Here is a 19,370-nt window from a genome sequence, read left to right on the forward strand (position 1 = left end):
TTAGAGCACTATTTTAGAAATACGACTGTATCAGATAGCTCATTGCCCGCTGGATCATGCTCCAAATGGTAATATTGACGTAGTAGCTGTCCTACCTCGTCTAATAAATCGCTTAAGCTCTCTTCCATTTTCTTATTAGCAATGCCTGTTACTGCTTTATCACACATCGCTCGCCATACTGTTGGGCTAACATGGGCACTGATACCACGATCAGCGATGATTTCCAGTTTGTGCTCACAGATATTGACATAAACTAAGACACCAGTGTTTTCTTCAGTATCCCATACTCGATATTCGCTAAACAGATCAATAGCGCGCTCACGGCAGTTGGTGCTATAAGCATCTTGAATAGGCAGATGATTTTCTACAATCAAAAACACCTCGCCACGATGACCTTGCTCCGCTTCTGTCACTTTTGCTGTCAGGCGTGCCTTGGCCTCTGCCGTCAGCCACTTGCTATGCAGCATAGGGACAAATAAGACTTGACGCCACCAACGGGCAAAACTTGCCTCTGATAAAGGTAAGTTATTTTGTACCATTATTTTTTCCTCAAGTAGGCGATTGCTAACTGTTATCTAGTAGGTATTCAAACATGCTATATAGTCAATCCACTATAAAATAAATATAGCGCTACTGAGATAAATTTTGCGCAGCCTCTGTCTGCGTAGGCACAGCAAGCAAGGAAAAACTATCTCAGTAGCGCGTTATTATTTTTGTACTTCTTTTATTTAGGACTGATTATACAAGCAGCTTTTTCAATTTTCGACGCTAGAAACTGACTTTAAACTAGAAATCGATTCTAAAATTGGTGATAAGTGAATAAATTCAACAAAGTCTACCACGAGCCTCCAGCACCGCCACCGCCAAAGCCACCGCCGCCACCGCCAAAGCCACCACCTCCAAAACCGCCACCGCCACCGCTGCCACCACCAAGACCAGGCAAGAATATCATACCGCCTTTACGGCCACCGCCGCGTCCTCCTCGACCACCGCCACCTGAGCCTCGAGCAATCAAGAACATCCAGATAAATATGGCCATAATGACAGTCATGAAAAATCCGCCACCCAATGCTAGAGAACCTGCGAAGAAACCACCTGCGGTTAAGATAGAACCAAATACGCGTCCAAAGATACTAGTAATAAACTTACCAAAAATCATTGCCATTATAAATAGGAAGATAGGAGTTGGTAGCTCATCCGAGCCTTGCTGAGCAGTACGTTCCGCTGCTTGAGCATCAGCGCGGGCCAGTACTTCAGGGTCAGCATTGAGTCGATTTTCAAGGGCACTAACGCCTGCCAATATCCCTGCCCCATAGTCATTTTGTTTAAACAATGGGGTAATATCCTCACGAATAATACGATTGACCGCAGCATCCGGTAGGACACCTTCCAACCCATAGCCAGTCAAAATGTACATATCGCGATCATTGACAGCTACCACAATTAGCAAACCGTCATCGATGTCTTTATCCCCTAACTCCCATTTAGTGGCAACTTGCAAAGCATAGTCAAATATTGGCAAGCCATTAGTGGTTGGTACAATGACAACAGCTGCTTGTGCTAGACCTTGCTGATAGATATTACGCAGCTGTGCCTCTAAGCGCTGTTTTTCTTGAGGATTTAAGATGTTGGCTTGATCAACGACTGGTTCGTTCAATATCAATTTATCAGCATCGACACTAGCAGCACTTGATTGGATAGGTGGCTTAGTCGTCGCCTGCGACTGTGCTACAGCTTCGTCATTAGCAGCGTTGGGATTGATAGCATCATTACCTAGTATAGTGCCACTAATAGCTTCATTACCGAGTACCGCATCATTGATAGCTTCATTAGCCTCACCAGCTTTAGCAATAGCAACCAAGTCCTCAACACTACGATTCTGCAACTGTGCATCGGTGGCACTACTATTAATAGCAGCACTAGCATCATCCGGTGCAGCATATAGTAGCGTGGCACTGCCAGCACTAAGCGTTAATAGTAATGCAGAGACGATCGCTTTCGAGTTATTCATCTAATCTATACCACCTTGAATGACATCCGTGCTGAGCTGGATTGTGACGTACTATATCGAAGCGTTCGGTATTACCGTACGTTTCCATGAAATGTATGCTTCTATTAATACTTATCAACGATAAATAAAAAGTAAAGCCGCCTATATTAGATAGGCTTAACGCAGTAGAGTCGTAAACACTCTGGCATGGCTTTATTTTTACTTTCATCTACTAATCTTTACTGAGCAGTAGCGGCATCATCATCACCGAAATCCACGGTTGGCGCAGTAGAAATCTCTTCTTCGTTAGCTACCGTAAAGTTCGGTTTGGTATCCATACCGAATACTTTGGCAGTGATATTAGTGGGGAACTGGCGTACTGTCGTGTTGTAACCCTGTACTTCTTGGATATAGCGGTTACGTGCTACGGTAATACGGTTTTCAGTACCTTCTAACTGTGCCTGTAAATCTTGAAATAAAGCATCTGATTTCAATTCAGGGTAACGCTCAGATACTGCCATCAGACGTGACAATGCGCCACCCATCTGTGCTTGTGCTTCAGCATAACGCTCCATCGCTTGTGGGTCATTGAGCACTTCAGGGGTTATATTAATGCTACCTGCACGCGAGCGCGCTTCTGCCACTTGCGTAAAGACCTCTTGCTCCTGATCCGCATATTGCTGCACGACTTTTACTAAGTTTGGAACCAAATCCGAACGGCGTTGATACTGGTTGACTACTTCTGACCAAGCGGCTGTCACTTGTTCATCTTGTGATTGTAGATTGTTATAACCACAACCTGTTAAGCCAACTGTTGAAGTAGCTAATACCGCTGATAGTAACAGGGGTTTTACAATAGATTTACGCGTCATATCTGATTCTCCTAATAGTGATAGCTGACCGTTTAGTGATAACTTACCGTTTATCCATTTATGCTGGAAAACAATATCGTGATCGTCAATAAACGGTTACCTTTAATTATGCTGCTAATAATGGCGATATAGCTATTCTTTTACAATTCATCGTTACCAAAACACAACCGCAAAACAAAACAATTGACTTTTTTGTCACCAAATAACTCTCTATTCTACCTATCGCCCTACTATCTATCATCTTGCTATGACTAGCTGATTCAGATTTTATTAATAGTTGCTAATAATCACATATTAAAAAGTTATGAAGTACTAAGCTTGTCAACAATTAGCGCATTCTATTAATAACTTTAGTAGACTTGTATTAGGTTGTTAAGTGGTAATTGCAAAATATAAACACAGTAGATTCAAAAAAAAATCTAGTAATTATAAAGAAATTGTGGCAAATTGCAGTTACTTAACCGTATGGTTTGCATACATTCGGTAGTGGAGTTGTTATTCATTTAGTATTAGCTAAGCGCAAAAAGATGAATATCCTGCTTGTGCTAAATGCAAATGCCACAGCTGTTGAGCGAACTGCTCATTGATTCTTTTTCGACATTTATTAATTTATTCAATAGTAACATGTGGTTAGAGTTGATGTACTGTGGATTTGAAAGCTATCAGTAAGTAGAGATAACAAAAACAGCTGAATAAAGGTTGAATGCTGTCAGTATATTGATTGGTATTTAATGACAATAACTACTTGTTTTATCCGCTGGTCTATTCTTTATCTACCTATTCTTACTGTGTTATGTCATCATAATACTGCGACAACCAGAAAGGCAAAAGGAATTGCGACCGCAGCTAAGATTGTATTAACACTAGTTGTGTTAATGATAAGCCAAGCGGATAAATACAGACAATTACAATCCATCCTGAGTGGTTAAAAGGGTGTTAATTTTTATCTTAATGGGATAATTAACACCGAGCATTACCACTTTGAGGACGTTTGAGGAAGACATAATATGGAAGGTTTAGTCAATTTAGTAAACGGAATTATCTGGAGCCCTGCACTGATCTACCTGTGTTTGGGCGCGGGTCTGTTTTATTCTATTATGACGCGCTTTGTACAAGTGCGTCTATTCGGTGAAATGATCAAATTACTATTTACTGGTAAATCCAGTACAGATGGTATTTCATCATTTCAGGCACTTGCCGTCTCACTCGCGGGACGTGTGGGTATGGGTAACATCGCTGGGGTAGCTGCTGCTATCGGCTTCGGTGGTCCAGGTGCTGTGTTTTGGATGTGGATTGTAGCCTTCTTAGGCGCATCTACAGCCTATGTTGAGTCTACACTCGCACAGATTTATAAAGAAAAAGATGTGATTACTGGCGAATATCGTGGTGGTCCAGCTTACTATTTTGAACGCGCACTTGGTCAAAAATGGTATGGTATCCTCTTTGCGATCGCCTCTATCTTAGCCTGTGGTATGTTCTTACCTGGCGTACAGGCGAACGGTGTTATCAGTGCTTTTGCACAGGTGATGGGTGAAGGAACAATAGTAAATATTGGCAGCTTAGAAGTTGGCTCTATGCGTTTAGTAGCGCTAGGCATTATTCTAGTGGTCCTAGGTATTATTATCTTTGGTGGTATTAAGCGTATTGCGACCTTTACTGAGTTTGCAGTCCCTTTTATGGCACTAGGCTATATTGTCCTTGCTTTGATTATCATGTTTAGTAACATTGACATGGTTCCACAAGTCTTCGGTATGATCGTTGGCGATGCCTTTACGGCACAAGCAGGTTTTGGTGCTGCTATTGGTTGGGGTGTAAAACGTGGGATCTACTCTAACGAAGCCGGACAGGGTACTGGCCCTCACGCTGCTGCTGCTGCAGAGGTTCAGCATCCCTCACAGCAAGGTTTAGTACAGGCATTCTCAGTATATGTAGATACGTTGCTAGTCTGTTCTGCTACCGCCTTCATGATTTTATCTACAGGTATGTATAACATTCAAGGTAAGCTTCCAGATGGTCAGTTCATCGTCCAAAACGTAGCTACTGGTGTTGAAATTAACTCGCCTGCCTTTACGCAAATGGCGATGGAATCTGTTTATGGTACTTACGGTAATACCTTTATCGCTGTCGCCGTATTCTTCTTTGCCTTTACGACTATCTTGGCTTACTACTATATCGCTGAAGTAAACGTTGCTTATTTGACTCGCTTTATTAGTCGCGGTGCCAATAAAAAAGGTCTCTTTTTCGTCAAAGTCTTAATTATGGTGATGGTTGCTTACGGTGGTCTTAACTCAGCCGGCTATATCTGGGCTATTGGTGATATCGGTGTTGGTCTTATGGCTTGGCTCAATATCGTTGGTATTCTTGTTATCTTTGTTGTTGCACGTCCAACACTCACTATGCTTAAAGATTATGAAGCACAGCGTAAAGCTGGTGTGAAGCGCTATACCTTTGATCCTGCAAAATTCGGTATCAAAAATGCGCCTTATTGGGAAGCACGTCATCTAGAAGAGCAAGAAAGATTGGCAAAAGATCCAATACATAAAGAGCATAAATAACGTTTTTTAAAGAATGTAAAAGTAGCAACTAACGATTAAATCAAAAAAGCCTGAGGCAATGGTCTTGGGCTTTTTCGTGTAGTACACATTATGTTTAATTGATAATAATCGCCATCGCTCAGATTAAGAGATAGATAACTTTTTAGCAAAACAAAAAACCCAGCAATAAGTGCTGGGTTTTTCTTTTAAAAATATTGACTAATTTAGCTATGTTACTTTTAGAACAACGTTATTTAGGCATTAACACTGTGTCAATTACATGAACGACACCATTAGTCGCCATGATGTCTGGCTGAGTGATATTGGCAGTACCACCACTAGCATCTGTGATCACATTAGCATCACTAATAGAGAACGCTTGACCGTTCACTGTTTCGATGTCAGTACCATAAGGGATATCAGCAGATTTTACTATCATGCTTGGAATAACATGATACGACAGCACATTGGTTAGCATATCTTTGTCAGCCAACAGCTCTTCTTTAGTAACATCAAGCTTGGTTAGCACATCAGTGAATGCTGCATCTGTTGGAGCAAATACCGTGTAGTTGGTATCCGTTGCCATTAATGTTTGATCAAGTCCAGCCGCTTTTAATGCTGCGGTCAAGATCGTTAAATCATTATTTTCAGCGGTGATTTCAGCGATATTTTGTGTAGCAGTAGCCTCTTCAGACATAGCAGCAGGTTCTTCCATAACTTCAGGCTCTGCCATTGGCTCCGGCTCAACCATCGGTTCAGTCGTTACTTCAGGCTCAACTGCCGGCTCAGCAACCGTTTCTGCATCATTACAAGCTACTAATGTCATTGCCGTTGTTGCGATTGCTAAAGATAATAAAGTCTTTTTTAACATGGGTCTATCCTTATGAATATTAATTAAGTAGTTTTGCATTCATTACATTATATAAAGTCAAAAAGCAGCGTTCCGTTCATTTATTGCGGTAACAATACTTTATCGATAACATGTACTACACCATTGGTAGCTGCGATGTCTGTTTGCAAGATACTGGCAGTACGGCCACTTTCATCCATTAGTTTGCCTTCAGGTGTTACCATCAAGGTATCTTTGCTAAGCATCATAATATTGCCTGGTTTTACATCTTTGGCATAAACTGGAGCTGCACCATTAATCACGTGATACCCTAAAATCTTGGTTAATACGGGTTTGTTAGCAAATAGCTGCTCTTTACTCATACCAGTTTCTTGTAAGGCTTGGGCAAAAGCTGCATTGGTTGGTGCAAGGATAGTGAAGTTCGCATCAGGGTTAGCTAACGGACCAGCTATACCAGCAGCTTGTACTGCTTCAACTAACGTTGAGAATTCAGGATTGCTTTGAGCCACTTGTACCACATTCATCTTAGCCATAGCTGCATTTTGTGCAGGTGCTTGCTGAGCTTGTGCAGATGCTTGTTTTGCTGGCATCGGTGCTTTTTTAGCTGGCATGATGTTGTTACAAGCACTTAGGCCAACAATTGAGACAGCCAATGTACCGATAGTAGCGAGTTTAGTAAATTTCATATTCATATCCTTGATTTTGAGGTCTATCCTGAGTGCGAATTTAATGATTGAGTCGTTCTTTTTGAAGGTAAAGTTTTAATAAATTAACTTATACATGGTGACTTACTATCTATCTAGGCAGTCGCAGTTAATGAGTATATACAGTGACTTATCACAGATGATATACGTACTGCCTAGGGATAATAGTTCACCATTATTATCTAAGAGCTTATAAGCTATACTTACGAGCAACCAAACCTTACGCAGCCAAATTAGCATGGCTTACAACTTTAACTATTTGCGTTTGCGCTATTTTTTGTCACATCCTTGTAAGTTTTGTCTGCTTTGTAACATGGTCTATTTTTTAATCGCTTAAGAAAAACCTTCATATCCTGAGCAACTAATGCAATGACCATATATTCGTATAAAAGCATATAATATGCCTTTGAGTATGACTTTAATGCTATGTAAATTTACATATTCAAAAGCTCAAGGTCTTGTCTTTGATGCTAAATATGAATAAAAACATACCGATAAACGCTATATTTTTCATGCTAGAATATTGCAGATTTGTGCTTTCTTATTTCTTATAGTTTTGTAAATTTTCTCTTTTTTCTCCTTTTTATGATATTGACGATATAAGCAGTGTTCCTATGACTCAAAAAATGACCTCGATGACTTCTTCTGAAGATAATACTATGCCCACTCACTCAAATGCTGCCGATGACTTTATCTTGACGCCGCCTGCTGTATTTCCTTTTAAGGAGCAGCAACTGACTGCACGTACGCGCATAACTGAACAGATGGCCTCACGTATCTTGGTGTTAGATGGGGCGATGGGCACCCATATTCAGAATTATAAGCTGGAGGAAGCTGATTATCGTGGAGAACGTTTTGCTGATATTAGCCAAGACGTACGTGGTAATAACGATCTGCTCGTGCTCACCCAACCGCAGATGATTAAAGAGATTCATAGCGACCATCTTGCTGCTGGTGCAGATATCATCGAGACCAATACGTTTAATGGTACGCGGCTATCGATGTCTGACTATGATATGGAATATCTGGTGCCAGAGCTAAACAAGACTGCGGTTAAATTAGCGCGCGAAGCTGCTGACGAATTTACTGCCAAGACCCCTGAGAAGCCGCGCTTCGTCGCTGGAGTCATTGGGCCAACGTCACGAACTTGCTCGCTATCACCTGATGTCAATGACCCAGCCTTTCGTAACATTACCTTTGATGAGTTGGTGCTAAATTACCGTGAAGCGACACTAGCTTTAATAGAAGGCGGTGTGGATCTTATATTGATTGAAACCATTTTTGATACGCTAAACGCTAAAGCGGCGATATTTGCGATTACTGGGGTGTTTGACGATATTGGTTTTGAATTACCGATTATGATTTCGGGTACGATCACTGATGCCTCTGGTCGGACGCTATCAGGTCAAACGGCTGAGGCGTTTTATAACTCGATTCGCCATGCCAAGCCGCTATCGGTTGGTTTCAACTGTGCACTCGGGGCAGATGCACTGCGTCCACATATCCAAACGTTATCTAATATTGCCAATACTTATGTTTCAGCGCATCCGAACGCCGGCTTGCCGAATGAGTTTGGTGAATATGACGAAACGGCAAAGGAAACCACTGCCCTGCTTGAAGGCTTTGCTAAAGCGGGCATTTTAAACATCGTCGGTGGTTGCTGTGGTACGACGCCTGAGCATATCCGCCAAATCGCTAATATGGTGGCAAAATACCCACCGCGCGTGATTCCTGAAATCGCACCTGCTTGTCGTCTGTCTGGGCTTGAGCCATTTACTATCACGCCTGATAGCTTATTCGTCAACGTTGGTGAACGTACCAACGTTACTGGCTCGAAGAAGTTTCTACGTTTGATTAAAACCGAAGCCTATACCGAGGCTCTAGATGTCGCGCGCGATCAGGTCGAGGGCGGCGCGCAAATCGTCGATATCAACATGGATGAAGGCATGCTTGACTCCAAGCAGGCGATGATTCACTTCGTTAATTTGGTCTCTGGTGAGCCTGATATCAGTCGTGTACCTTTGATGATTGACTCCTCGAAATGGGACATTATCGAAGAAGGTCTTAAGCGTATCCAAGGTAAGTCCGTCGTCAACTCTATCTCCTTAAAAGAAGGTCATGCTGAGTTCGTCGAGCGCGCCAAACTATGTATGCGCTACGGCGCTGCTATTATCGTCATGGCCTTTGATGAAGACGGTCAAGCCGATACTTTTGAGCGTAAAACTGAGATCTGTCAGCGTAGCTATGATGTCTTAGTCAACGAAGTCGGCTTCCCTAGCGAGGACATTATCTTTGACCCCAATATCTTTGCGGTCGCCACCGGTATCACTGAACATAATAATTACGGCGCCGACTTTATCAATGCCACTAAGTGGATTACGGATAACTTGCCCAATGCGATGGTATCGGGCGGCGTATCCAACGTCTCGTTTAGCTTCCGTGGTAATCCGATTCGTGAAGCCATCAACTCCGTATTTTTATTTCATGCGATTCAAAACGGTCTGACGATGGGTATCGTCAACCCTGCCATGCTAGAGCTATATGACGACATCCCGAAGGAAGCACGCGATGCTATCGAAGATGTCATGCTGAATCGAAACCAAGGTGAGACTGGTCAAGATGCTACTGAGCGTCTGATGACCGTCGCTGAAAACTACCAAGATGGCGGCAAGAAAAAAGACAGCACCGTTGATATGTCATGGCGCGAAGGCACGGTAGAAGAACGTATTGCTCATGCATTAGTCAAAGGTATCACCACCTTTATCGAAGCCGATACCAAAGAAGCTTGGGAGAAATACCCCAAACCGCTAGAAGTCATCGAAGGACCACTGATGGACGGTATGAATATCGTCGGTGATTTATTTGGCGCAGGTAAAATGTTCTTACCGCAAGTCGTGAAATCTGCACGTGTAATGAAACAATCAGTCGCTTGGCTGAATCCATATATCGAAGCGGAAAAAGTCGAAGGTGAAAAGAAAGGTAAAATCCTCATGGCGACCGTCAAAGGCGACGTCCATGATATCGGCAAAAACATCGTCGGTGTGGTACTCGGCTGTAACGGCTATGACATCGTAGATATGGGCGTGATGGTACCTTGTGAAAAAATCCTCGATACCGCTATCGCTGAGGAAGTCGATATCATTGGCTTATCTGGCCTGATTACGCCAAGCCTTGATGAAATGGTTTATGTTGCCAAGCAAATGCAAGAGCGCGGCATGACCCTACCCTTGATGATTGGCGGGGCAACGACCTCTAAAGCGCATACGGCAGTCAAAGTCGAACCTCAGTATCAAAACGATGCCGTCATCTATGTGGCTGATGCCTCACGTTCAGTGGGCGTGGTGACTAAGCTGCTCTCTAAAGAGCACCGTCAAGGCTTGATTGATGAGACCCGCGAAGAATATATAAAGGTGCGTGAGCGTCTCGCTAAGCGCCAACCAAAAGCGGCCAAAATATCTTATGCCAACGCTATCAAGATTGGCTTTAAAGATGACTGGGAAAACTATGTGCCACCTGTACCTAACAAACTAGGACAAGTAATATTTGACGATTATCCTATCACTAACCTACTGCCTTATATCGACTGGACACCTTTCTTTATCTCTTGGGGTCTAGCGGGCAAATACCCGAAAATCTTGCAAGACGATGTGGTTGGAGAAGCGGCCCGTGATTTGTTCGACAATGCGAATGACTTGATGCAAAAAATGATTGATGAGAAGTTAATCGTTGCCAAAGGTGTGTTTAAACTGATGCCAGCCAAACGTACTGGCGCCGATACCGTCACCGTCTATGACAACAGTCCAGCTGATGGCGGCAAGCCGACCTATCAGTTTGAGCACTTACGTCAACAAAGCGACAAAGCCAGCGGCAAGCCAAACTTTAGCTTAGCAGACTTTATCTCACCATCGGATACCCATACTGATTATCTTGGTGGCTTTACAGTATCGATAGTCGGGACAGAAGCACTGGCTGAAAAGTACAAAGAGGCAGGCGATGACTATAACGCTATCATGGTACAAGCGCTGTCTGATCGCCTAGCCGAAGCCTTCGCTGAGCATTTGCATGAGCTGATTCGTAAAGACTATTGGGGCTATCAGGCTGATGAGAATTTAACCAATGATGAGATGATTAAAGAGAAATATGTTGGTATCCGCCCTGCGCCTGGCTATCCTGCCTGTCCTGAGCATACCGAAAAAGGTAAATTGTTTGACTGGCTCGGTACGGTTGAGGCTATCGGTACGACGCTAACTGAAAGTTTTGCAATGTGGCCTGCGTCATCGGTCAGCGGCTTTTACTATTCGCATCCTGAGAGTGAATACTTTAATGTGGGTAAAATCAGCAGCGATCAGTTAGAGAGCTATGCTGAGCGTAAAGGTTGGGATATGAAGACTGCCGAGAAGTGGTTGAATCCGAATTTGTAGGGTTGGTTAGATTTTTTAGAGAAAATTTTATGCGGGATTGATTTTTATAATTGATTCCGCTTTTTTTCTATCTTCCAGTATAGACGAGACTGTCGTTAAGTTTTAAGTCGTTCCTATTACTCAATAATATCTCAAAATAATCCACCACAAATCGCCTAGCCCATTCGTATATCCACTATAATTGAGTCTAGCGGTAACCTCTTGTTTTTTCTAAGGTTTGAAGCTAAATATGACGACATCTGTTGTCGTATAAAGTTATTAATAACTTGCCATCTTCAGCTTCATTTATATACAATAACTTTTAAGCTCACATCGGCTTTTAACTCTTTACATATTAAAAATTTTACATAAGTTCACATTTAAGAAATTTCTGATATTATTAGATAAATATCTGAAATTGCTTAAAAAATGGATTTTTAATATGTCGCAGAAACCTCATACTGAATCTACAAGTGCTGACAAAACCGCTCTAGGCTTTGATTTTCAGTATTATTTTTTCTTATATAAGCTGTTACAGCTTAAAGAAGGTGAGTCTATTGGTTTAGAAGTAAAAGATGATGTGCATACCGATCTAAATAATGACTGTCAGTTATTTTATCAAGTTAAGCATACTATACATAAGGATAGGAACCTTACAACTAGAGATATAGACTTATGGAAGACACTATCAAACTGGGCAAAAATAATTAGCGATGAATACGATAATCGTTCAGATATCGTAGAACAAATAGAGTTTGTTAAAAAGTCTGAGTTTATATTATTTAGTAATAAAAAAACTAACCAAGATAATAAAATTATTAATTTGATAGAACAGTTGAAGAAATCATCTATAGATATCAACAAGTTTTATGATGAGCTAGAACTGATTAAATCTGACACTGCTTCCACATCTAAAATCATTCCTTTCATAAACAACGTTTTAAAACTAGATAAATCGGTACTTCATAAATTTATTCTAAAAGTGGGTTTTATACTAGAGGACAGAGATATTATTGGAATGATTCATGGCGCACTTAGAGTAAAAATGGTAGAGAAGCGACATATCGAACAAGTATTTAGAGATTTATATTCAGATATTAAAAGACAAAACTTTATAACTATAAAAGAGGGTGATAAATTTCAAATCAGTTTTGATGACTTTTATGATAAGTATAGAGTATATTTTCATCCTTCAATCACTAAACTAAGTATTAGACCTCTTACAAAAAACCTACCTAGCCATTCTGAAATGAAAACACAAGTTTTTATTAAACAATTATTAGATATTGGAGACTTTAATGATAATGATATTGATGAGTTAGCTCGGTTAACCGCTCAAAAAATGAAGCTAGAGAATAATATATTTGACTGGCACAGAAAAGGTGAAATTACTCACAATAAATGTGAAGATTTTCATAATGATGCTAAAGCTAACTGGAAAAATAGCTGGAAAAGTAAGAGCAGAAGGATTCTTGATGATGATAAAAGTCTTGAAATGATTGATGATTTGAGAAAAGAAAAACTTATGATTGATGGACAGGAACTTGATACGGATATGAGCAACGGAGAGTTCTATTATTTATCTGATATTCCAGAAATTGGTTGGTCGATTGGTTGGGAGAAATACGAAAAGTGAACTTAGGTAGCTACAATAACTTTGGAATAGTAGCAATTGCTATCCATTCTACTATCGATAGATTAGGTGAACTAACATTAGCAAAAGTATTATTAATCATGCCTTTCTATGCACATTAACCATTAACTGATTATTTGGCGCACAAGAGTACAGAAATACTTAGTATCGAGCATTTAATTGCATTAAGAATAGAGTATTTCTCAAACTTCAATGATAGATATGAAGATACTATCTCACAAGCTGTTGATGCAATTCAATATCTTATTGAAACTAAGGCTTTAAGCTTAAATAATGGGAAATTAAAATGTGAATCGCCTTTTGAATATCATACCAGTATGGGCAAAAGAGCTTTAAAAATAAGTAAAGCTTCAAACAATATGGCAAAAATACTTAGTCAAGATAGCTCAAAGCTATATTTAAATTTAAGAGTTGATTTATGATAAAATTTAATATTCTCAAAATAGTTTTATGGCTTAAGAATGGCAATAGAAGAACCCTTAATTTTGAGTCAGATAAAGTTAACGTAATTACTGGACATAGTAATACTGGTAAAACAGCTATTTTAGATATAATTGATTACTGCTTCTTTGCTAGTTCAATGAATATTTCTGACAGTGTTATTAACGAGAATGTTGAGTGGTACGGAGTATCATTTCAAATTAATGATAAGTTTTATACTCTTGCAAGGGAACACTATAATAGAAATGTTTCGAATAAATATTACTTTTCTAGCATAGGCGAAATCCCTAAGTCTGTCCCTATTGCTAATAATACTGAAAAAGCTTTAAAGTTAACTATCGAGACTGAATTCTCTATCAACTCTAATACTACTATAGCTTATGGTGGCAATCAATTAAAGCAAGACTCTAAAATATCGCTTAGATTTTTCTTGATGTTTAATACTATTTCACAAGATATCATCACTGAATCGCGCAATATTTTTTTTGATAAACAACATGACTCAAGATACAGAGAGGCCTTGCCCAGAATATTTGATATAGCTACAGGAATAGAAAGTATAGAGAACATCTTACTTAAAGAGAAAAAAGTAAGCCTAGAAAAAGAGATTAAAGCGATTGATAGGAAGAGAGATAAGCACAATAAGCTTGAACAGCACTCCCATGATGAAATAAGAAAAATCTTATTTTCTGCTAGGGAGATGGCTTTGATTTCTTCTGAAGAAGATGAAGTAGCTATTGGCGAGTTAAAAGACCTGATAGAGAGTAAAAAATTTCAAGATAATACTAATATAGGTAAACGTGAAGAACTTGTAAGAAATAAAAATTTAATCTTGAGAAAAATAAGAAATTTAAATACTTTTAGTAGTGAATATAGTATATACAAGAAGAACCTTTCAGCCTTACATGATAGTTTAAAACCTATAGATTACTTGAATAAAAATGTAGAAATACGGACGCTATATTTTAATGACATTATCAAACATCTTAGTTATGAGCTTAATGAATTAAAGAAAGCTAACAGTAAAAAAACTCCTATTGATAAACAAGTAGTTGATGAAATATCGAATTTAAATGAAGGTTTAAGATCTATTGAACTTGAACTTGATAAATTACCTAAATATTTTAAAATTTCAGATAATGATGAACAGAAGCTTATATTTATAGGAAGAGCAACTGAAATATTAAAGCTATATTCAAATGAAGATAAAGTACCTGAAAATCTTAAATTAGAAATAGATAGAATCCAAGAAGACATTAATAGCATAATCATCGAAAATACTGAAGAAAGCATGTCATTAACTATTGACTTGATTGAAGAAGTAATACGTGACTATATACTAAAGTATGGAGAAGTATTAGGTAATTACTCAACATACCAACCAAAATTTAATTATAAAGATAAAGCTTTACAATTGCGTAGGCCTCATTCTTCTAAGATAGAACCTAGTGTTGGAAGTAGTTCAAACCATATGTTTTTACATTTATTTTTGTCACTAGCTATCCATGAAGTCATTTTTTTAAATGAAGCACCTTATGTTCCTCCATTTTTAGTTATTGATCAACCTAGCCGACCCTATTTTGAAGATAATGGAAGTAGAAAAATTATTGAAGATATAGATAGTGATAATTATAAGATAAAAAAAGCGTTTGTATTACTTAATGATTTCATTGAAAATCGACTACAAGAAGATGGTCACTTTCAAATGATTATTTTTGAGCATGTATCTCCTGATTTTTTTGAAGACTTAGAACACTTCTATTTGGTTGAAGAATTTAGAAATGGTAATGCGCTCATTCCAGAAGAAATGTTAAATTAAATCTAGATATTGCGTAGAATGCACCCTATTCACCACTTAAGTTCTAATTTTTTTGAGTTGACGCTGCGTTGAAGGTGCGGTTTAGCCCTGATTGTAGCGGTTATCCTGCTTGGCCGGGCGAGTTGCAATGGCTTGGTTTGTTCAGAAAATCACATATTTTCTCTTGCATCGGGACGAGTGTTCCCCAGACACTCGTTTTCTCCCTCCTCAGGCGCACGGAGCAGGCGACGCACCAAATCTTAGCTAATGCTTCGCATAGACCAGCAGATATGAGCGAAAAGCAGGATTGGCTGCTTATTATTCTTTAGTCTTTGGATACATTTACGCTTGAGCGTTTGAATAATCCACTGCCACTATTAGCTTGAAATTTAGATAGCTTTAATCGATAAACAAAGCCAAATTTATGACGACTTAGGTATAGCAGCCGTCGCCTCGCCCCAATAGTGATAACCAACGATGTTGACGCCCTGAGTAAATCCTTGCTGACCCGACACCTCAAACCTCGCTTGTGCTATCAGCTGTTCGATATCCCTATCCAGATGACAACCGCCCGCTATCGGCTTCCATGCTGGGGTGATGAGCTGTTGGATTTTACCCACCCAGCTGGGCTGCGGCGCTAAGCCGTGCTCGGCATAATATAGGGTGCCAGTCGGTTTTAGCACGCGTCTCATCTCAGTTAGCGCTTGGATAGGATTAGGGATGGAGCATAGGGTAAATGTCATGACGATACTATCAACGCTATTGTCCTCAAGAGGTAAAGTCTCGGCGGATAACGGCTGCAAGATAAAGTCGATGCCTGCACTAGCAAAGCGCTCTGCTGCCAATGGATGCAAGTGCGGGTCGACGCCTATGACTTGTTTGACGGTTTGTGGGTTATAAAATCTAGCATTGAGCCCACTGCCAACACCGACTTCTAGCACTATGCCACTGGCTTTTGGGACGACAAGCGCTCTTTGCTTGCTCACAACGTCTAATGCACAGGCCTTATCAATTAATAAAGGCAGGACTTTATTGTCGTAGATGCTTTTGAGACTTAACAGTTTAAAAGTTGGCTTTGATGGCGGCTTTGATTTCATGAAGGTCTCGGTCGGGTTGGTTGTGATATTGGCTGTTTGTTAATGATGTCGTTTGAAAGGTAGCTGTATTTATAAACCTGAAAGAAATTAGCGTCTTTGTATTTTAGTCGCTTCTCTTCCCCCGCCGACAACGCTCCGAACAATAAATTACCTGCTCCCAATCTTTCTCCCATTTCTTACGCCATGTAAACGGACGCTGGCAGACGGGGCAGATTTTTTGCGGTAAGTTTACTTTTTTATGTGCCATCGCTTTCCTTTTGTCTTATTCACAATTTTGCATGATATTTATGAATAAATTTATAAGACAGATTTTCAAATTGGTGCGCCCGGCGCACCCTACACGCCAATTGCACAAAGTTTGCTATCTAAATATAAGATGCTGGGCTAAAAGCACCAGACTACAACCACCTTGAATTTTACATTACTTCTGATGTTCTAAGCCCTCATACTTCTTCACTCGGCGACACTGGTCTGAACAATAGACCATGTTATCCCAATTTTTATCTAGCTTTTTGGTCCAGCTAAACTCGCGCTGGCAGACTGGACATTCTTTTTTGCGGACGTTTTTCTTTTTGTGCGCCATACTTTTCTCGCTAATTGTTTCATGTATTAGTTATTTAAAATTAACTTTATTCTTTAAAGCCTAACGACTCCATACGGGTGAGCGTACCACCCCGCCCGCTTTACTACTAATCGCATAGCTTGTATTACCAAATAGCGAATGTATGACTATACTACCACCACTTTGACCGTCGACTTGTGATTTACGTGTGGGATAAACGGTATACAGTCCAGATGGCGAAAAACGTGCTGGCTCATCAAGACCAGTCTCGGCAAGTTTGACAATTTGCCCAGTTGCTAATGTCATAACCGCCGCTTGGCGACCGTTTAGATACGCTAGACGCTGGCCGTCATTGCTGAGCTGAGGGCTGGCAGCATAATCTTTTGTGGTGATTTGGGTAGCGCTACGAGTCGCAAAGTTATAGCGATATATCCGTGGTCGTCCAGCATTTTTCTTGTCACTCGTATAAACAAAGCTTTGCCCATCGCTTGCGTAGCTTGGTTGTACCTCAGTGCTAGGAAGTCTGGTCAGCTGGCGAGTTTCGCCGCTATCCAAGCGCATCTCGTAGATATCTGCGTTACCACCGACCGTTGAGCTATAGAGCAACCTTTGTTTATCTGGTGAGAAGGACGGAGATAGATTACTGCCCTCAGTGTTCACCACCAGATTACGGGTTTGGCTACTGACGTCGTAGATATAAATTTTTGGATTTTGACGTGGGGTTTGCTTACTATAAGCCAATAGCTGCCCATCAGCTGACCATGCTGGTGCATATATATAACCGCTTAGCTCATCAATGAGCTGTCTATCACTACCATCAGGACTGATAGTATACAAACTAGAGATTTTTGCAGATCCTGCGCCTTGCTCTTCCACGTAGGCAATACGGCCCGCGCGATCTATTGGAGGCATCTTAGCCGTTAGTGGGTTGACAACCGTACTGCTAGTAGGCGTGCGAGCAACCTTATCCATTGGCAAGGTACTGCAAGCCGTCAAAAAAATACTAAGTGCGACACTAATAGTAATATTAAAAGTGATTTTCGTATGAGTAATAGTCGAATGAGCTATAGAAAGGCATTTTTTATGTAAGCGCTGGGAGATATTGGAGGTAAGCATAAAGAGGCACTCAGTTAGATTCTGGCTAGGAGCAGTTATTGATAGGTTAAGTGTCAAAAAAAGACACTATAAGGTAGCTGAATGTATGGCATATTTTTATATAAAAGATACTCATGCATGAATAATCAAAATAATAAGCTCGATAATCATGCCATAAAAAACGCCCCACTACATTATATAGTGAGGCGCTCTATAGTCATAAATTATTTGGCTTTACTTTTATAACGATAACAATAATTTATCACCATAATTTCAAGTTACTGTTAAGTGCTCAATGAGCGATTACTTAGATACCGCTTTAAAATAAGCAACTTGGTTAGCATTGCGAATAGTCAAGATAGGTAAATTGTTTACATTATTATTAATGCTGTATTTACCTTGCACCGTCGCCAGCGTTGCTGTATCGAAACTTGCTTGTGGCTCAGGGCATGCCATCATAGTAGATATAACATTACCCAATACTACGTTGCCATTTACAACACTGTAATCAGAACCCATGTTATTACAAGTGTTCATAAAGCTAACGCGATCGCTACCGTTGGCTTCAGAAAAACTTAGGGTTAGCGGCTTAGATGGGTTATAAAATAGCTGCGTTACTTTTTCGCCATTAGTACGTTTGGCATCGACAAGCTGCCAGTTATGAGCTTTTAAAGCTTCAGATGTAATTGGCTGAGTCACTGGTGCTATAACGCTAGGCGTTATGGTTTGACAGCCTGCAGCAAGTGTACCTACCGTAAGGGTTGCAGCCATTATTACTTTAGTTATATTTTTCATAGAAACTCCTATAATAGATAAATTTAAGATCTTCAGTAAAAAACACATTTTTCACTGAAGATCATAGTTTTTATAATGATTAATTTATTGTTTTATTCGATGTACTAAACAATAGCCCTATTATGCATGACTAGCAGATTATTATCATGAAAGATTGCGTACACACTTAAAACCATATTTGTTCAACTCTATAGGCGTTTTGCTAACGCTCCTTGCCAGTGAGTGCATTACCTGCTAACGGTCACCTATAATTTAATGATAATGAAGATAACTTAAACTAAAATTAATTTTGGCATAAAAAAACCCCACTTATTAGCGAGGTTGTTCGAACAGATTGCTATTATATAACATCTGTACCAGTGATATCTGGTTGACTGGTTGGCTCTGCTGTAAGAGACTGGCAGCCTACTAATACGCTTAACATTACAATTCCGGTCATTACTGCTTTAGTGAGGTTTTTCATTTGAGCTCCTAATAATTTTGTTTAAATTGAATACTGGCTGGAGTTTGTCACTGTATTAGAACTACGTTATTGGTTCGTATTTCCACTATTAACCGTAGCTTGTTTAAATTCCAAT

Annotated in this window: 16 protein-coding genes; 5 read left to right on the top strand and 11 right to left on the bottom strand. The window is 40.0% G+C overall.

Going from position 1 to position 19,370, the window contains the following annotated elements:
- Positions 1 to 8: 8 nt before the first annotated feature.
- The 3 genes from AAEY87_RS12335 to AAEY87_RS12345 form a co-directional block, all read right to left on the bottom strand.
- Entirely contained in the window at positions 9 to 539 is a 531-nt protein-coding gene (locus AAEY87_RS12335) for a TPM domain-containing protein (protein WP_068034538.1), read from the bottom strand.
- 296 nt (positions 540 to 835) lie between these two features.
- Positions 836 to 2,011, bottom strand: coding sequence for a TPM domain-containing protein (locus tag AAEY87_RS12340; RefSeq protein ID WP_350657406.1), 1,176 nt, complete (start codon positions 2,009 to 2,011; stop codon positions 836 to 838).
- Positions 2,012 to 2,229: 218 nt separating this feature from the next.
- On the bottom strand, positions 2,230 to 2,862 hold the full coding sequence (locus tag AAEY87_RS12345; RefSeq protein WP_350657407.1) for a LemA family protein: 633 nt from the start codon (positions 2,860 to 2,862) through the stop codon (positions 2,230 to 2,232).
- A gap of 1,007 nt (positions 2,863 to 3,869) precedes the next feature.
- Here AAEY87_RS12345 and AAEY87_RS12350 point away from each other — a divergent pair.
- Positions 3,870 to 5,417, top strand: coding sequence for an alanine/glycine:cation symporter family protein (locus AAEY87_RS12350; RefSeq protein WP_350657408.1), 1,548 nt, complete (start codon positions 3,870 to 3,872; stop codon positions 5,415 to 5,417).
- A gap of 229 nt (positions 5,418 to 5,646) precedes the next feature.
- Here AAEY87_RS12350 and AAEY87_RS12355 read toward each other — a convergent pair whose 3' ends face one another.
- Positions 5,647 to 6,267, bottom strand: coding sequence for a fasciclin domain-containing protein (locus tag AAEY87_RS12355; RefSeq protein ID WP_350657409.1), 621 nt, complete (start codon positions 6,265 to 6,267; stop codon positions 5,647 to 5,649).
- Between the two features lie 80 nt (positions 6,268 to 6,347).
- Positions 6,348 to 6,932 (bottom strand): fasciclin domain-containing protein, encoded by a 585-nt coding sequence (locus tag AAEY87_RS12360; RefSeq protein ID WP_068034530.1) that lies wholly within the window; start codon positions 6,930 to 6,932, stop codon positions 6,348 to 6,350.
- Between the two features lie 752 nt (positions 6,933 to 7,684).
- Between AAEY87_RS12360 and metH the strand changes: the two genes are divergently transcribed.
- The 4 genes from metH (at position 7,685) to AAEY87_RS12380 (ending at position 15,264) form a co-directional block, all read left to right on the top strand.
- Entirely contained in the window at positions 7,685 to 11,371 is a 3,687-nt protein-coding gene (gene metH, locus AAEY87_RS12365) for a methionine synthase (RefSeq protein WP_350657434.1), read from the top strand.
- A 421-nt stretch (positions 11,372 to 11,792) separates the two neighbouring features.
- Entirely contained in the window at positions 11,793 to 12,986 is a 1,194-nt protein-coding gene (locus AAEY87_RS12370; protein WP_350657410.1) for a hypothetical protein, read from the top strand.
- A 134-nt stretch (positions 12,987 to 13,120) separates the two neighbouring features.
- Positions 13,121 to 13,426 (top strand): hypothetical protein, encoded by a 306-nt coding sequence (locus AAEY87_RS12375; protein ID WP_350657411.1) that lies wholly within the window; start codon positions 13,121 to 13,123, stop codon positions 13,424 to 13,426.
- Positions 13,423 to 15,264, top strand: a complete 1,842-nt coding sequence (locus AAEY87_RS12380; RefSeq protein WP_350657412.1) for a DUF3732 domain-containing protein — start codon at positions 13,423 to 13,425, stop codon at positions 15,262 to 15,264. The genes AAEY87_RS12375 and AAEY87_RS12380 overlap by 4 nt, the downstream gene beginning before the upstream one ends.
- A 401-nt stretch (positions 15,265 to 15,665) precedes the next feature.
- Here the strand turns inward: AAEY87_RS12380 and AAEY87_RS12385 are convergent, their stop codons facing one another.
- The 6 genes from AAEY87_RS12385 to AAEY87_RS12410 form a co-directional block, all read right to left on the bottom strand.
- Positions 15,666 to 16,340, bottom strand: a complete 675-nt coding sequence (locus AAEY87_RS12385) for a class I SAM-dependent methyltransferase (RefSeq protein WP_350657413.1) — start codon at positions 16,338 to 16,340, stop codon at positions 15,666 to 15,668.
- A 103-nt stretch (positions 16,341 to 16,443) separates the two neighbouring features.
- Positions 16,444 to 16,587, bottom strand: coding sequence for a DUF2256 domain-containing protein (locus AAEY87_RS12390; RefSeq protein WP_350657414.1), 144 nt, complete (start codon positions 16,585 to 16,587; stop codon positions 16,444 to 16,446).
- A 174-nt stretch (positions 16,588 to 16,761) separates the two neighbouring features.
- Positions 16,762 to 16,923, bottom strand: a complete 162-nt coding sequence (locus AAEY87_RS12395; RefSeq protein WP_350657415.1) for a DUF2256 domain-containing protein — start codon at positions 16,921 to 16,923, stop codon at positions 16,762 to 16,764.
- Positions 16,924 to 16,983: 60 nt separating this feature from the next.
- Positions 16,984 to 18,018: a beta-propeller domain-containing protein gene (locus tag AAEY87_RS12400; RefSeq protein WP_350657416.1), complete on the bottom strand. Its 1,035-nt coding sequence runs from the start codon at positions 18,016 to 18,018 to the stop codon at positions 16,984 to 16,986.
- Between the two features lie 282 nt (positions 18,019 to 18,300).
- The gene (locus AAEY87_RS12405) at positions 18,301 to 18,792 is read right to left on the bottom strand and encodes an META domain-containing protein (protein ID WP_350657417.1); all 492 of its coding nucleotides are present in this window, start codon (positions 18,790 to 18,792) and stop codon (positions 18,301 to 18,303) included.
- Between the two features lie 340 nt (positions 18,793 to 19,132).
- Entirely contained in the window at positions 19,133 to 19,255 is a 123-nt protein-coding gene (locus tag AAEY87_RS12410) for a hypothetical protein (protein ID WP_264753636.1), read from the bottom strand.
- Positions 19,256 to 19,370 lie beyond the last annotated feature (115 nt).

Source organism: Psychrobacter sp. S1-30-MNA-CIBAN-0213, from assembly GCF_040309845.1.
Taxonomy (GTDB): Bacteria; Pseudomonadota; Gammaproteobacteria; order Pseudomonadales; family Moraxellaceae; genus Psychrobacter.